Source organism: Amycolatopsis sp. NBC_01488 (assembly GCF_036227105.1).
Lineage (GTDB): Bacteria > Actinomycetota > Actinomycetes > Mycobacteriales > Pseudonocardiaceae > Amycolatopsis.
This window is the reverse complement of sequence record NZ_CP109434.1, coordinates 3,507,758-3,523,267: the sequence shown is the minus strand read 5'-3', so window position 1 is coordinate 3,523,267 and position 15,510 is coordinate 3,507,758. Positions and strand designations below refer to the sequence as shown.

Annotated in this window: 13 protein-coding genes and 1 riboswitch; of the genes, 4 read left to right on the top strand and 9 right to left on the bottom strand. The window is 70.4% G+C overall.

Annotated elements, in window-relative coordinates:
- Positions 1-88 precede the first annotated feature (88 nt).
- Positions 89-1,204 (bottom strand): hypothetical protein, encoded by a 1,116-nt coding sequence (locus OG738_RS17170; RefSeq protein ID WP_329055116.1) that lies wholly within the window; start codon positions 1,202-1,204, stop codon positions 89-91.
- A 351-nt stretch (positions 1,205-1,555) separates the two neighbouring features.
- On the opposite strand from OG738_RS17170, the gene OG738_RS17165 reads away from it, so the two are divergent.
- The 4 genes from OG738_RS17165 (at position 1,556) to OG738_RS17150 (ending at position 3,626) form a co-directional block, all read left to right on the top strand.
- Positions 1,556-2,161, top strand: coding sequence for a 50S ribosomal protein L25/general stress protein Ctc (locus OG738_RS17165; RefSeq protein ID WP_329055115.1), 606 nt, complete (start codon positions 1,556-1,558; stop codon positions 2,159-2,161).
- 9 nt (positions 2,162-2,170) lie between these two features.
- Positions 2,171-2,764 (top strand): aminoacyl-tRNA hydrolase, encoded by a 594-nt coding sequence (gene pth, locus OG738_RS17160; protein ID WP_329055113.1) that lies wholly within the window; start codon positions 2,171-2,173, stop codon positions 2,762-2,764.
- A 21-nt stretch (positions 2,765-2,785) separates the two neighbouring features.
- Positions 2,786-3,100 (top strand): DivIVA domain-containing protein, encoded by a 315-nt coding sequence (locus OG738_RS17155; protein WP_329055112.1) that lies wholly within the window; start codon positions 2,786-2,788, stop codon positions 3,098-3,100.
- A 169-nt stretch (positions 3,101-3,269) separates the two neighbouring features.
- A complete protein-coding gene (locus OG738_RS17150; RefSeq protein ID WP_329055110.1) occupies positions 3,270-3,626 on the top strand; it encodes a DivIVA domain-containing protein in 357 nt (118 codons plus the stop codon).
- Positions 3,627-3,686: 60 nt separating this feature from the next.
- Here the strand turns inward: OG738_RS17150 and OG738_RS17145 are convergent, their stop codons facing one another.
- The 8 genes from OG738_RS17145 to metG all read right to left on the bottom strand — a co-directional run bounded on the left by OG738_RS17145 (position 3,687) and on the right by metG (position 15,472).
- The gene (locus tag OG738_RS17145) at positions 3,687-5,375 is read right to left on the bottom strand and encodes a fatty acyl-AMP ligase (RefSeq protein ID WP_329055109.1); all 1,689 of its coding nucleotides are present in this window, start codon (positions 5,373-5,375) and stop codon (positions 3,687-3,689) included.
- 25 nt (positions 5,376-5,400) lie between these two features.
- Positions 5,401-7,167: an ABC-F family ATP-binding cassette domain-containing protein gene (locus tag OG738_RS17140; RefSeq protein WP_329055107.1), complete on the bottom strand. Its 1,767-nt coding sequence runs from the start codon at positions 7,165-7,167 to the stop codon at positions 5,401-5,403.
- A gap of 240 nt (positions 7,168-7,407) precedes the next feature.
- A complete protein-coding gene (locus OG738_RS17135; protein WP_329055105.1) occupies positions 7,408-8,370 on the bottom strand; it encodes a 4-(cytidine 5'-diphospho)-2-C-methyl-D-erythritol kinase in 963 nt (320 codons plus the stop codon).
- 70 nt (positions 8,371-8,440) lie between these two features.
- The gene (locus tag OG738_RS17130) at positions 8,441-9,451 is read right to left on the bottom strand and encodes a methionine ABC transporter ATP-binding protein (RefSeq protein WP_329055103.1); all 1,011 of its coding nucleotides are present in this window, start codon (positions 9,449-9,451) and stop codon (positions 8,441-8,443) included.
- 209 nt (positions 9,452-9,660) lie between these two features.
- A riboswitch (SAM riboswitch) is annotated at positions 9,661-9,751 on the bottom strand.
- A 137-nt stretch (positions 9,752-9,888) separates the two neighbouring features.
- Positions 9,889-10,725, bottom strand: coding sequence for a 16S rRNA (adenine(1518)-N(6)/adenine(1519)-N(6))-dimethyltransferase RsmA (gene rsmA, locus OG738_RS17125; protein ID WP_329055102.1), 837 nt, complete (start codon positions 10,723-10,725; stop codon positions 9,889-9,891).
- A 391-nt stretch (positions 10,726-11,116) separates the two neighbouring features.
- Positions 11,117-12,541 carry a transglycosylase family protein gene (locus OG738_RS17120; protein ID WP_329055100.1) on the bottom strand — a complete coding sequence of 475 codons (1,425 nt, stop codon included), beginning with the start codon at positions 12,539-12,541 and terminating at the stop codon, positions 11,117-11,119.
- A gap of 287 nt (positions 12,542-12,828) precedes the next feature.
- Positions 12,829-13,665: a TatD family hydrolase gene (locus OG738_RS17115; protein ID WP_329055099.1), complete on the bottom strand. Its 837-nt coding sequence runs from the start codon at positions 13,663-13,665 to the stop codon at positions 12,829-12,831.
- 10 nt (positions 13,666-13,675) lie between these two features.
- On the bottom strand, positions 13,676-15,472 hold the full coding sequence (gene metG / locus OG738_RS17110; RefSeq protein ID WP_329055097.1) for a methionine--tRNA ligase: 1,797 nt from the start codon (positions 15,470-15,472) through the stop codon (positions 13,676-13,678).
- Positions 15,473-15,510 lie beyond the last annotated feature (38 nt).

The following is a 15,510-nucleotide window of genomic DNA, read 5'->3' as shown; positions in this document are numbered from 1 at the left end:
CGTTCGGATTCGGCTGTCACAGCCGATGCTAAGGACGGGAGATCACCTACTTCAACGGAAGCAACACACCCCCGGGTAGGTGTCCAGCTCAGCCGCCCAGGCTCGCGAACTCCGCGGCGACCTGCTGCTTCACCGCGTTGACGTCGAGGGCCGCGCGGACCTCCGCGGTCGCGTTCGGCTTGGACAGCACCTGGTAGCTGGCCGTGCGGTTCGGCAGCTTGAACTTGACCGCGCAGGACATCTTGACCGTCGCGTACGGCTCGGCGTCGGCCGCCGTCGTGCAGGTCTGCGCGCCGAGCGAGACGGCGCTGACCTCGACCGAGAGGGTGATATGCACGACGCTCTTCCCGCCCGCCGCCGGCGTGCCGACCACGCTGGTGGAGACGTCGACGGTCGTCGTGCAGGAGCCGACGAAGTCCTTGCAGTCCAGGTTGTCGTTCGTGACGACGGCGCTGGCCTGCACCAGTCCCTCGAACGGCTGGCCCAGCCCGCCCACAGTGTTGTCGAGGTCGGTGTGGAACGTCTTCAGCGCGTCGCCGGCGAGCGGGTCGACGCGGAACTCGGCGCCGTACTTCGGACCGGCCTGCGGGTCGAGCAGCGCCGGGGCGAAGCTGACGACCCGGTTCGGCTTGGCCGTGGTGACGCGCAGGACGCTGGGCGCGGCGCCGAGCTGGTAGACCTCGGTGCCGTCCGGGAGCTTCGCCTCGACCGGCGCGCCCAGCCGGTCGAGACCGGGCAACGCCTTGCGCAGCCCGTCGGCCAGCGCCTGCGGGGCGAACTTGGCGGCGGGGTCGAAGGGCAGCTCGGAGCCGAGCGAGCGCACCCAGCTCGTGCCGAACTGCGTGTCCTCGTCGACGGCGTGCGCCTTCCAGTAGTCGGCGTCGGCCTGCAGGTAGAACTGGCCCGCCGCCGACGTCACCTGGACGACGCGGCCTTCGAGCGGCAGCCCGCCGAGGGCGGTGCCGCCGCGGGTGACCCGGAACTGCTGTTCGGCGCCGTTGGTCGTCGACTTGAGGGAGAGCGCGGGCGCCTGGCCCAGCGCGGTGAGGGCCGCGTCGACCGCGGCGCGCTGCTCGCCGCGCTGGTCGGCCGTCCGCTGATCGGCCGCGGAGACCCCGGCGGTGCCGGGGACCGCCGCCTGGCAGCCGGCCAGCAGTCCGCCCAGCAGCAGCACCGCCGCCGCCATGGCCCGTCGAGCCCGCATCTTTCCGCCCCCTGCTCTGCGCCTGCGTCCGAGCACACCTCGGCCGGTGAAGTCCCGCCACCGGATTTGTGTCGTCACGCACCGGGGTTCAGGAGGGTTCTAGCCTGGGCCGGGCCCCCGCCGCAACCCACCGTGATGAGGTTGGTTTACACTCTTGAGGTTGTCTCGGCGAGGCGGGGCCCTTCTGGGGTGCCCGGCGTGATCGACGCGGCGGCTCGAGTAGCCCCCGTCGTCGTGCACGCCCGGAAACTCGCCGCCGAACGCAACCGCCTGAACAGAACAACGCCCGCATCCCCCGCCGCAGCATGCTGTCTCCCGCACCATGTTCGTGATTTGAAGGAGTGCCACACCGTGTCCGAGGTACGTCTGTCCGTCGAGCCGCGCACCGAGTTCGGCAAGGGCGCCGCGCGCCGCACGCGTCGCGCCGGCAAGATCCCCGCCGTGCTGTACGGCCACGGCTCGGACCCGCGGCACTTCGCGCTGCCGGCCATCGAGTTCGCCCGCGTCGTCCGTGAGAACGGCTCCAACGCCGTCATCACCCTCGCCATCGAGGGCTCCGACGAGCTCGCGCTGACGAAGACCATCGTCGTGCACCCGCTCAAGAACTACATCGAGCACGTCGACCTGCTGGTCGTGAAGCGTGGCGAGAAGATCGTGGTCGACGTCCCGGTCGTCGTCACGGGCACCCCCGGCCCCGGTGGCCTGGTCAACCAGGACGTCGACACCCTGCAGGTCGAGGTCGAGGCGCTGCACATCCCGGAGCAGTTCGAGGTCTCGATCGAGGGCCTCGAGGTCGGCAGCCAGGTGCTGGCCGGCCAGGTCGAGCTGCCGCAGGGCGCCACCCTGGTCACCGACCCCGAGTCGCTGGTCGTCGCCGTCAACGAGCCGCAGCGTGAAGAGGCCGACGACGAGGGCGCCGCCGAAGCGGGCGACGAGTCGGCCGAAGCCGCCGAATAGCATTTCCGCATGATCGAAGACCTGCCCGGGGCCGGCGAGCTGATCCTGCTCGCCGGCCTCGGCAATCCCGGACCCCAGTACGCCGGAAACCGGCACAACGTCGGTTTCATGGTGCTGGACGAGCTGGCCGCCCGGATCGGCGGCAAGTTCAAGACGCACAAGAGCGGCGGCGAGGTGCTCGAGGGCCGGCTGGCCGGCCGGCGCGTCGTGCTCGTGAAGCCGCGCACGTACATGAACCTCTCCGGCGGCCCGGTGGTCGGCGCGGCCCGGTTCTACAAGGTGCCGCCGACCGGCGTGGTCGTGGTGCACGACGAGCTCGACGTCGACTTCGGCGCGCTGAAGCTGAAGTTCGGCGGCGGCGACAACGGCCACAACGGGCTCCGCTCGATCACGAAGTCACTGGGCACCCGCGACTACTACCGCGTCCGGTTCGGCATCGGCCGGCCGCCCGGCCGCCAGGACCCGGCGGACTTCGTGCTGAAGGATTTCTCGACGGTCGAGCGCAAGGAGCTCCCGTTCGAGGTGGACCGGTGCGCGGACGCGACCGAAGCGCTGGTCGGCACGGGTCTCGCGGCGGCGCAAAACGCCTTCCATGCGGGCTGACATCGGTGGCAAGGTGACTCCATGACCCCTGACGAAGTCCGGGCGATCGCGTTCGGCAAACCCCGCTTCGGCCGGCGCGGCTACAACGAGGACGAGGTCGACGCGTTCCTCGACCTGATCGCCGATGCGCTGGCCGGCCGCAACATCCTGACGGCCGACGACATCCACTTCGTGGAGTTCACGATCATGCCGGTGGGCATGCGCAGCTACGACCAGGCCCAGGTCGACCTGTTCCTGGACGAGGCGGAGGCGGCGCTGATCAAGCTGCGCAACCCGCGTCCGGTCGTCGAAGAGGAGCGCCCGCAGGGACCGCGGAAGTGGTTCGGCCGCTCCTGACGGTGTGAGACCGGCCACACAGCGCTGCGTAGTCCCGGCTCACTCACAGGCGGACGGCAGCCGCCCGTCGGGGTGAGCTTCGGGGTCTGTCCCTTCCGGGGGTGCCTGTTCTCGGACTAGGACGGTGTACGGCAGTTCGCACCGCCCAACCCCGGAATCGGAGAGTTGCATGTCGTTCACCGCCGAAGACCTCGCCGAGGTCACCTTCGGTAACGCCCCGATCGGCCGCCGTGGCTACGCGAAGCACGAGGTCGACGAGTTCGTCCGGCGGATCGCCAAGACGTTCGCCGAGGAGGACGACCTGACCGCCGCCGAAGTGCACCACGTCATGTTCGCGAAGCCGCTGATCGGCAAGCGCGGCTACGACGAACGCGAGGTCGACGAGTTCCTCGACACCGTGGAAGACCAGCTCGCCGCCCGCACCGGCCACGCCCCGGACCTCCCGGGCGCCCGCACGTCGGAGCAGGCCACGACCGAGCGCGCCACCCCGCCGACGGTGCGCGCCGAGCGTCTCCAACAGCGCTGAGACGCCCGCGTTCACGTGAAAGTGCCGCTTCCCGGTGGGCACTTTCACGTGAAAGCGCGGTCAGCCGTCGGCGTTCTTCTTGATCTTGTCCGCGAACTGCTGCGCCGTCGCCGCGCGCTTCACCTTGCCCGACGGCGTCTTCGGCAGGCTCCCCGCCGGCAGCACCACCACCGCGTACGGCCGCATGTCCACGGCGTCGCGCACCCGCGCCGAGACCTGCTTCATCAGGTTCTTCTCGGCTTCGGCGTCGCCCGCCAGCTTCGACTCGACGACCACCGCAAAGCGCTCACGACGGCTGCCCGCGTCCAGCCGCACCGCCACCGCGTTGCCCGCCCGCACGCCCTCCACAGACGTCGCCGCGCGCTCGATGTCCGTCGGGTACAGGTTGCGGCCGCCCATGATGATGACGTCCTTGCGGCGGCCGCAGATGACGATCTGGCCATCCACCAGGTACCCGAGGTCGCCGGTGTTGAGCCACCCCTCGTCGTCCTGGGTGGCGACCGGGCCGTCCATCGTCAGGTAGCCGGGCGTCACGGCCTCGCCGCGCAGCCGGATCTCGCCGACTTCGCGGTCACCGACGCGCGAACCCGCGTCGTTGACGATTTCGGCTTCCAGTCCGTCCAGCGGACGGCCGAGCAGCGCGAACGACCGGACGCCGTCAGTGCCGCGCCGCGGGTCGCCCTCGGGCACCGGCACCGCGCGGTTGTCCGCCTCCAGCGCGTCGGCCTCGACGACGTCGAGCGTGAGGCCGGTGAACAGCGGCGCGAACGACACCGCGAGCGTCGCCTCGGCCATGCCGTACGCCGGGAAAACGCATTCCGCCGGCATCTTGAACCGGGCACCGGCGTCCACAAAGGTCTGGACGGCGGTCTCGTCGATGGGCTCGGCGCCGTTCAGGGCGATCCGCAGCGTCGAGAGGTCGTAGGCGTCGTCCTCGTCGACGCGCGCCATCCGCCGCCCGACGATCGCGTAGGCGAAGTTCGGGGCCGCCGTCGTGGTGCCGTGGTACTTCGTGATCAACTCCGGCCAGATCAACGGCCCGGAAAGGAACTCGACGGGCGTGATCTTGACCAGCTCGACGCCGAAGGTCATCGGCACGGTCAGGAAGCCGACCATGCCCATGTCGTGGAACGTCGGCAGCCACGAGACCATCACGTCGGTGTCGAAGTCGAACTCCGCGCGGTCGACCATGGCCTTGACGTTGGAGTACAGGTTCCCGTAGGTGATCCGCACGGCCTTCGGGTCGGCGGTCGAGCCGCTGGTCAGCTGCAGGAGCGCGGTTTCGCCCTCGTCGGTGGGGACGACTTCGGCAAGCGGCTCGGCTTTGGTCAGCTCGGTGATGAGCCGGTAGCCGATGCCCTTCTCCTCGAGCACCGGGGCCAGCTGGTCGAAGGGCTCGCCGAGCAGCACCAGGTTCGCCCCGATCATGCCCAGCACCCGCACGGTGTCCTCGGCCCACTCAGCGAGGTCAGTGCGCGGGGTCGGCTGGTGCAGCATGGTGACGCTGCCACCGGCCAGCCACACGGCCTGCACGGTCGGCGCGATCAGCACCGGAGCGGCGGCCAGCACCGCGACGGCACCCCCGCGCTCGAACCCACCGGCGACGAGCCCACCGGCGATCCGCCGGGCTTCTTCGTGCACCTCGGCCCAGGTCCGCCGGACCGGCTCCTTGGGCTCCCCGGTGACCATGCCACGCTGCTGACCTCGCCCCGCCGCGGTGGCGACGAGCGTGTCCACGAACCTGCTCATGAGGCAGACATTACTGGCAGCCGTGTCACTCCAGCAGTTCGGACGTCTCCAGCCACCGGCCTTCGACGTCCTCGATCTCGCCCTGGACGCCCTTCAGCTCCGCGTTCAGCTCCATCAGCTTCGCCGGGTCCGTGGCCGCTTCCAGCAGCGCCGTGTGGAGCTTCTCCTCCTTCGCGTGCAGCTGGTCGAGCTTCCTCTCCAGCCGCCCCAGCTCCTTCTGCGCCGCCCGGAGGTCCGCCGCCGACTTCTTCGCCTCCGCCTTCTCCGCCGTCGGAGCCGCCGCGGCCGCCGGTTCCTTGGCCAGGGCGCGGCGGTTCAGGTACTCCTCGATGCCGCCCGGGAGGTGGGTGATGCGGCCGTCGCCGAAGAGAGCGACGATCGTGTCGCAGACGCGTTCCACCAGGTAGCGGTCGTGCGAAACCACGACCATCGTGCCGGGCCAGCCGTCGAGGAGGTCCTCCAGCTGCTGCAGCGTGTCGATGTCCAGGTCGTTCGTCGGCTCGTCGAGCAGCAGGACGTTCGGCTCGGCCATCAGCAGCCGGCACAGCTGCAGCCGGCGCCGCTCGCCACCCGACAGGTCGCCGACCGGGGTCCACTGGCGGGCCTGCGGGAAGCCGAGCTTCTCGCCGAGCTGCGACGCCGTCATCTCCTGCTTGCCGAACACCACGCGCCCGGCGATCTGCTCGATCGCCTGCAGCACGCGCAGGTCGCCGGGCAGGTCGTCGAGTTCCTGGCGCAGGTGCGCGAGCGCGACCGTCTTGCCCTCGATCCGGCGCCCGGTCGAGCCTTCGACGTCGCCGCCGAGCAGTTTCAGCAGCGACGTCTTGCCCGAGCCGTTGATCCCCACCAGGCCGATCCGGTCGCCCGGCCCGATCCGCCAGGTGACGTGGTCGAGCAGCGTCCGCTCGCCCACCGTGTACGTCGTGTCTTCCAGCTCCAGCACGGTCTTGCCGAGACGCCGCTTCGCGAACGCCTGCAGTTCGACGGAGTCGCGCGGCGGCGGAACGTCGGCGATCAGCGCTTCGGCCGCTTCGATGCGGTAGCGCGGCTTCGACGAGCGCGCCTGCGGACCGCGGCGCAGCCACGCCAGCTCCTTGCGGGCCAGGTTCTGCCGCTTCTCCTCGGCCGTCGCGGCCAGCCGCGCCCGCTCGGCGCGCGCGAAGATCCAGTCGGCGTAACCACCTTCGTACTGCTCGACGCGGCCGTTCGCGACCTCCCACGTCAGCGTCGCGACGGTGTCGAGGAACCACCGGTCGTGGGTGACGACCACGACCGCGATCCGCCGCGCCAGCAGGTGGTCGGCGAGCCAGCGGACACCTTCGACGTCCAGGTGGTTGGTCGGCTCGTCGAGCACGACGAGGTCGAGCTCGCCGGTCAGCGCCGCGGCCAGGGCAACCCGGCGGCGCTCGCCACCGGAGAGGTTCGCCGTCGGCGTCTCCAGGCCGATCGCGGTGATCCCGAGCCCGTCCACAATGGACCGGACGCGGGCGTCGGCCGCCCATTCGTGCTCGGCGCCGTAGCGTTCGAGGACGACGTCGCCGACCGTGCTGCCCTCCGGCAGCTCGGTCCGCTGGGTGACGACGGCCATCCGCAGGCCGCCGACATGGCTCACCCGCCCGGAATCGGGCTCGGCGAGTCCGGAAAGGACTTCGAGGAGCGTGGTCTTGCCGCCGCCGTTGAGGCCGACGACGCCGATGCGCTGGCCGGCCGCGACGCCGAGCGACACGCCGTCCAGGAGCGGGCGCACCCCGTAGGACTTGCTCACCGCCTCCAGGTTGACCAGGTTGGCCATCCGCTCAGCCGATCCTCTCTTTGGGAGACACTGCCACGAGGCCGAACCAGGATTCGATGGTCCCGGTGTGAGCCGAATTTCGGGTCGCCCGACGCACTTCGACGTTGTTGACGAAGCGATGGCGACGACCGGTCAAGTCCACTTTGGACGCAGTCGAGCCTCGGCGACCCACGAACACAACGCCACACCGGCATGTTCGTATTCCCGGACCGCACAGTGGGCCGGGGAATTCGGCGTGCTTCACGCGTGCACCCGCGGCGATGCCGGGCGCGGCGCGTCGTCCCCGCCGACCACTCTCGCACCCGGGACCGGGCCGTGCGCCACCCGGACCGTGCGGCACACCCCCGCACCCGACAGCTCCGCGGCGACTTCGACCGCGGACTGCGCGTTCTCGCAGAGGAACGCGCAGGTCGGGCCCGATCCGGAGACCGTGCCGGCGAGCGCGCCCGCGTTGACGCCGGCCCGCAGCGTCCGGCGCAGCCCGGGCCGCAGCGAAACCGCCGCCGCCTGGAGGTCGTTGCCCAGCAGCAGCGCGAGCTGCCGCGGGTCGCCCGAGGCCAGCGCCTCGACGACCGGGGTGTGCGAGCCGATCCGCGGCGGGTTGCCGTCCACACGCAGGCGGTCCAGCTCCTTGAACACCTTCGGCGTCGACAGCCCTTCGGCGTCGAACGCCAGCACCCAGTGGAAGGTGTGCCGCGACAGCACCGGGACGAGCCGCTCACCGCGCCCGGTACCCAGCGCGGTGCCGCCGTAGAGCGCGAACGGGACGTCGCTGCCCAGCCCGGCGGCGATCTCGGCCAGTTCGTCGCGCGTGACGTCGAGGTTCCACAGTGAAGCCAGCCCGACCAGGGTCGCCGCCGCGTCGGCGCTGCCGCCCGCCAGGCCGCCCGCGACCGGGATGCCCTTGCGCAGCACCACGCGGACCTTCGGCTCACCGGTGCGCCCGACGTGCGCGGAAAGCGCTTCGACCGCGCGCCAGGCCAGGTTTTCGGGGCCGGTCGGGACCGACCCCTCGCCTTCGCCGTAGATCTCCAGGCCCGGTTCTTCGGTGACCGCGACGGTCACCTCGTCAGTCAGCGACAGGGCCTGGAACACGGTCACCAGCTCGTGGTAACCGTCTTCGCGCAGGTCGTCGACCGCCAGGTGCAGATTGACCTTGGCCGGGACCCGGACGGTGACTGGAGGCGGAACTACGGCGAGCACCCGACCAGCCTACGTGCCCGCGAAAACGCCCCGATGCGACGTGCGCATCGGGGCGTTCTCGAGCGTTCGATCAGGCCGCGACGCCCTGGGGGCCGCGCGCGGTGTGCGTCACGTGGCCACCGCGCTCGGCGACCCACGCCAGCGCCGCGTCCGCCCGCTCGCCGCGGACGCCGAGGCGGAACCGGCCGACCGGGGTGTCGCCGATGCGGGTCAGGCCGCCGCCGATGGTGGCGAACTCGACGTCGAACCGGCCCGCGGCCTCGGGCAGCAGCGCACCGACCGACGCGAAGCCGACCAGCACGACGTCGACCGAGCGGTCGTAGCGCGCCGACTGCGCGCGGGTGGTCTCGATGGCCGGCAGCAGCGCCTGCGCGGTGCGGCTGGCCGGGTTCGAGATCAGGTCGAGGACGCTGCCGCGCTCGACGACCGTGCCGTCTTCGAGCACCGCGACGTCGTCGCAGACCCGGCGGACCACACTGGCGTCCGGCGTCGTGACCACGACGGTGGTGCCCAGCTCGGAGCGGGCGCGGTCGAGCACGGTGAGCACCGCGCCGGCCTCCTCCGGGTCGATGCCGGCGGTCGGGTCGTCGGCGAGCAGGACGGCGGGGGCCGCGGCCAGCGCCTTGGCGACCGCGACGCGGCGGAGCTGCCCCTCGGACAGCTCGCCGGGACGCTGGGTCGCGCGCTGGGTCAGGCCGACGAGGTCGAGCAGCGAACCGACCCGGCTGCGGCGCTGCGGGCCGTCGATGCCGAGCTGCTCGAGCGGGGAGGCGATGTTGCCGGCGATCGTCCGCTCGGCGATCAGCGTCGGCTTCGTCGAGACGACGCCCAGCTGGCGACGGATCTCCCGGAGCCGGCGGCCGTCGAGCGTGCCGGTGTTGAGGCCGTCGAGACGGACGACGCCGCGGTCGGGGCGCTCCTGCAGCGCGATGCAGCGGGCGAGGACGGACTTGCCGGACCCGGTCGGGCCGACCACGCCGAACAGCGAGCCCGCCTGGACGTCGACGCTCACGTCGCGCAGAGCGAGAACCGAATTTCCGTTGGTGGCAAAGGTTTTGGACAGGTTTTCGACGGTGATCACGAAGGCTCCAGAAAACGGGGTGCGCGCGACGCGCGGCACCCGGCCGCAAGCGAAGTCCGTCCTGAGAGGACGGTGCGTGAAGAAGAGGTGGACCGGCTACGACAAGCTCAGTGGGAGCGTCGACATGCGGTCACGGAGCGGCGGCCTTCGTCGACGACGCGACGCTTGGTCAGGAGCAGGGGGCGGGCTACCCTCTTCATCGGAAACGGCCTCCATCGGTCCTGGCGGTAGCACCTGCCCCGTGGGGGGTGGTTGCTGCGACTTCGGCGAGCCAGGTCTCTCAGTCGCTCGGGATGGACGTACTGAGTAAAACCGATCCCGAGGAGCGAAAGCAAGCGCATCGGCCCAGATCACACGAGTGGCGGTGTCCGAATCGCGAGACGGCACGCCAGGAGGGGTATTTTCGCCGGACCGCTTTCACTTCCACTGTGGACTTGCTAACGGACAGCGGCGAGCCGGGCGAAGTCGTGCACATCGAGCTGCTCACCGCGGGTCTTCGGGTCGATCCCGGCCGCCGTGAGCAGCTCCCCGGCCCGCTCGGCCGAGCCCGCCCAGCCCGCGAGCGCGGCGCGGAGCGTCTTCCTGCGCTGTGAGAAAGCGGCGTCGACCAGGCCGAAGAGCCGATCGCGGTCGTCCGACGCCGGAGCGTCACCGCGTTCGAAGGCGACGAGCGCGGAGTCGACGTTCGGCACCGGCCAGAACACCGAGCGCGGCACGGCGGCGACCTTGCGCGCCGGGCCGTAGTAGGCGAGCTTGACGCTGGGCACGCCGTAGATCCGGCTGCCGGGGCCGGCCGCCATCCGGTCGGCGACCTCGGTCTGGACCATGACGAGGCCGGAGTGGAGGGACGGCAGCTCGGCGAGCAGGTGCAGCACGACCGGGACGGCGACGTTGTAGGGCAGGTTCGCGACGAGCGCGGTCGGCTCGGGCAGCTGGTCACGGGTGACGCGCAGCGCGTCGGCACCGACGACGGTGAGGCGCCCGGCGGCCTCGGCCCCACGCTCGGCGACGGTCCCGGGCAGCCGGGCGGCGAGCTTGGGATCGATTTCGACGGCGACGACGTGCGCGCCGGTGGCGAGCAGCCCCAGGGTCAGCGACCCGAGCCCGGGCCCGACCTCGAGGACGACGTCGTCCGGGCCGACGTTCGCCAGCTCCACGATCCGCCGGACGGTGTTGGGATCGTGCACGAAGTTCTGCCCGAGCTTCTTGGTCGGCCGCACGTCGAGTTCGGCCGCCAGCCCCCGGATCTCGGCCGGTCCCAGCAGTTCAACCACCGGACGAGCCTACCCAGGCGGTCGTCCCCTGCCCCCGGACGGTCGGCTCACGTCCCCACAGAGCCGGCTCACGCACCCGGAAGCGGATTTCGCGTGATCCGGGACGGAACTCGCGTGACCGGAGGCCGAACTCGCGTGATCAGGGACGGAACTCGCGTGATTGAAGGCGGAACTCGCGTGATCAGCCGGGCATCTCACGTGATTGGAGGGGCATCACGCGTGATTGGGGAGGCATCACGCGTGATTGGAGGGGCATCGGCGTGATGCCCGCCTGATCACGAGTGATGCCCCGCTGATCACGGGTGATGCCTCTCGGGACACGGGTGATGCCCCTTGGCGCACGCGAAACGGCCCCCGTCCACCTGGGACGGGGGCCGTTTCGAAGGAAGACTCAGGCCTTGGCGCCGCAGACCGGCCAGGCGCTGTAGCTGCCGCCGCGTGCGGCCTTGACCTTCTCCGCGATCGCGATCTGCTGCTCGCGCGAGGCCTGGTTCGGGAGCGCCGCGTACTCGTCGCCGCCGTAGGCGTCCCACGTGCGCTTGTCGAACTGGAGGCCGCCGTAGTAGCCGTTGCCCGTGTTGATGGCCCAGTTGCCGCCCGACTCGCACTTCGCGATGCGGTCCCACGCGGAGCCGTCGCCGATGTCCGGCGTCGGGGCCTGCTTGGTGCCGACGTGGATGATCTTCGGCTTCGGCGGGGTGATGACCTGCTCGGAGACGCTCTCGCGGGAGACCTCTTTGCCGTTCTTCTGCGTGACCTTGTAGGTCACCATCTTCTCGCCGGGCGTGCCGGGGTCCTCGACCGAGGTCTTGCCCTTGGCGAGGTCCGGGTCGTCGACCTTCTGCTCGGGCGGGTCGATGGACTCCTTCTGGACGACCGTCGAGACGCCGGTGCGGCTGATGTGCACCTCGGCGCCGTCGACCAGCTTGACGTCCAGGCCACCCTCGGCGGCGTCCTCCGGGCCCAGGGTGAGCTTGTACTCGCCCAGGAACTCCTTCGTGGTGACCGCGGTGGTGGTGACCTTCTTCGGCTCGTTCGCGCCGTCGTAGAGCGTGATGTTCTTGAGGGTCTTGATCTCGACGGTGGCGCCCTGCAGGGGCAGCTCGCCGTCCTTCGGCATCGACATCCACGTGCCGGGCTTGTCCACGCCCGCCATGCCGAGCTGGCCGAGCGCGTCACCGAGGTGGGTCGCGCGGACCCAGGAGGTGTGCTCCGAGCCGTCGACGATCATCTTCAGCTGACGGCCGCGCTCGAGCTTGATGACGCCGCCGTCGCCGACCTCGGCCTGCGGGGACGGGGACAGCGAGTCGTGCGCGCCGACGGACAGGCCGGCGTCTTGCAGCACCTCGCCGACGGTGTCGCCGAAGGAGTGCACGGTCTGCTGCTGGCCGTCGACGTCGACCGTGATGCTCTTGTTCATCGCCAGCGCGGCCGCGCCGCCGCCGGCGACGCTGATCATGACGCTGAGGACGGCACCCTTGAGGAAGCGGCGCTTCCAGACCTTGGTGGTCTGGCGAAGACCCTCGTCCAGAGCCGCACGACGCGCTTCGGGGGAAGCGGTGCGGTCCTCCTCGAGGCCGTCCGGGATGACGATCGGCGGCAGGTACGTCGTCTCGGCGTTGATGAGCCGGATCAGCTCGTCGACGTCGACGTCGATCTCGGCCATCATCGCGTCGGCGTCGGGGCCGAGCGCGGCGAGGATGTCCTGCTGCGTGATGTTCGGGTCGTCGGAGAAGTCGAGCTGGCCGTAGGCGGTGTCCTCGAAATGACGATCGAGGACGGCCGAGCGCGCTCCAGCCTGTCTGCTACCTGTCACCGGGTCGTTCCCTTTCCCAAGACGCCGTTCGGGGCAGCGTCTTTACGTCTGGGCCCGCAGCCGGCGCCATCGTCACGGTTCCGGCCGTACCTCACCGGTTCCGCTTCCCCGACGTGCACTGACGTGACTGTGGGCGTAACAGCCGGCAACTGCATGGTGCAGTACCGACCGGCACGATCACGGGACAGTAACGGGTCCCGCCGGGTTGCGCAAACACCCCCCGGAGTGTCGTGATCCCCATCACTCCATCAGGTGGCCGATCGAGGAACCCCGATGTCGCAATGCGTTCAACCCGTTGTGACACTGGGGAGTCGGTAGACCCGCTCGGCAGTGGTCCGGACCGATTCGGCGACTTCGTGGACAGCTTCGCCCCTGAGCGCCGCGAGGTGACGGACGGTGTAGGCCGCGCCGAACGGCTCGTTCGGCCGCCCACGGAACGGGTGGGGGGTCAGAAACGGCGCGTCGGTTTCGACGAGGTACTGGTCCGCCGGGCAGAGCCGGGCCGCCTCGTGGAGCCCCTTCGCGTTCTTGAACGTCACCGTGCCCGCGAAGGAAAGGACATACCCCGCGTCGACGCACTTGCGGGCCATTTCCGCGTCGCCGGAAAAACAATGGAAGATTACGGCGTTCGGCGCATTCTCTTCGGCCAGGATGCGCAGCACGTCGTCGTGGGCCTCGCGGTCGTGGATCATCAGCGGCTTGTCCAGCCGCTTGGCGAGGTCGATGTGCCAGCGGAACGCCTCCTGCTGGGCGTCGTGCGGCGAGTAGTCCCAGTAGTAGTCGAGGCCGGTCTCGCCGACGGCGACCACGCGCTCCTGCGCCGCGAGGCGCTCCACTTCGGACTTCTCGGCCTCGCCGAACGCCTTGGTGCGCGTCGGGTGGATCGCGACGGCGGCCCAGACCCGGCGGTCCCAGGTGGCGGCCTCGGCGGCCCAGCGCGCCGAGGCGAGGTCGTCGGCGACCGTGACGACGCGGGCGACGCCGGCGCGCTCGGCGCGGTCGACCATGGCCGAGACCTCGGCCGCGGTGACCGCGCCGCACGCGTCGAGATGGGTGTGCGCGTCCACCACCGACACCGGGAGCCGGTCCGGGACCGGCGGCAGCTCGCGCTTCTCGTCACCCATGCAGTACCTCTTACTCCTTCGTGATCGGCGCCCACTCCGGGCCGGTTTCGCCGAGCGCCGGGTCGAGCTTGGTGAACAGCGGCGACGGCTTCTGCAGGGGCTTGCCGACCTCGATCGGCGTCGACTCCCACTTCGCCTGCTCGCCCGCGTAGTCGCCGGTGAGGATCGGGTTGACCCGGCCGGCGATGTCGAGGTCCTCGACCTCTTTCAGCTCCGGCTGGGCGGCCCAGACGCCGGTGCCGCCAAGCGCCTCGTGCACCTTCTGGGCCGAGTGCGGCAGGAACGGCGTCAGCAGCGTGTTGGCGTCGGAGACGACCTGCAGCGCGGTGTGCAGCACGGTGTCGCGCCGCGTCGGGTCGTCCTTGAGCTTCCACGGCTCCTGGTCGGAGATGTACTTGTTCGCCGCGGTGACGACCCGCATCGCCTCGCTCGCCGCCAGCTTGAACCGGGACCGGGCCAGGTGCGCGCCCGCGGTGTCGAACGCCTTGCGCGACAACGCCTTCAGCTCTTCGTCGGCCGCCGTCGGCGCCTCCGGGCGCGGGATGGCGCCGACGTTCTTGTGCGCCATCGAGATGGACCGGTTGACCAGGTTGCCCCACTCGTTGGCCAGCTCGAAGTTGGTCCGGCGGACGAACTCGTCCCAGGTGAAGTCGGTGTCCTGGGTCTCCGGGCCGGCGACCGAGATGAAGTACCGCAGCGTGTCCGGGCCGAAGTCGCGCAGGAAGTCCTCGACGTAGATGACGCGTCCGCGCGAGGTCGAGAACTTCGAGCCGCTCATGGTGAGGAACTCGCTGGACACGATCTCGTCCGGCAGGTGCAGCTTGCCGTACTTGCCGGGCTCGCCGCCCTTGTCGCCCTCGCCGTTGTGCCCGAACAGCAGCGCCGGCCAGATCTGGGCGTGGAAGGTGATGTTGTCCTTGCCCATGAAGTAGTACGACCGGGCGTCGGCGTTGTTCCACCACTCCTGCCACGCGTCCGGGTTCCCGGACCGCCGCGCCCACTCGACGCTGGCCGAGAAGTACCCGATCACCGCGTCGAACCAGACGTAGAACCGCTTCAGCGGCTGGTCACGCCAGCCGTCGAGGGGGATCTTGACGCCCCAGTCGAGGTCGCGGGTGATCGGCCGCGGCCGCATGTCGTCGATCAGGTTCTTGGTGAAGTTGAGGACGTTCGGGCGCCAGTCGGTCTTGGTCGACAGCCAGTCGCCGAGGGTCTTGGTGAACGCCGGCAGGTCGAGGAAGTAGTGCTCGGTCTCGACGAACTTCGGCGTCTCGCCGTTGATCCGCGACTTCGGGTTGATCAGCTCCGCGGCGTCGAGCTGGTTGCCGCAGTTGTCGCACTGGTCGCCGCGCGCGCCGTCGTAGCCGCAGATCGGGCAGGTGCCCTCGACGTAGCGGTCGGGCAGCGTGCGGCCGGTGGACGGGCTGATCGCGCCGCGCGTGGTCTTCGGCACGACGTAGCCGTTGCGGTGCAGCGCCAGGAAGATCTGCTGCGTCACCTCGGCGTGGTTGCCGGTCGTGGTCCGGGTGAACAGGTCGTAGGAGAGGCCGAGGCCCTGCAGGTCGGTGCCGATCTGGCGGGTGTACTTGTCCGCCGTCTCCTGCGGGGTCGAGTTCTCCTTGTCGGCCTGGACGGTGATCGGCGTGCCGTGTTCGTCGGTCCCGGAGACCATGAGCACCCGGTTGCCGGCCATTCGCTGGTAGCGGGAGAAGACGTCGGACGGGACGCCGAATCCGGACACGTGGCCGATGTGGCGGGGGCCGTTGGCGTAGGGCCAGGCCACCGCGGTCAACACAGGGGTGCTCATACCTTATTAGCCTACGGAGGGCGTCACGCGCATTGTCG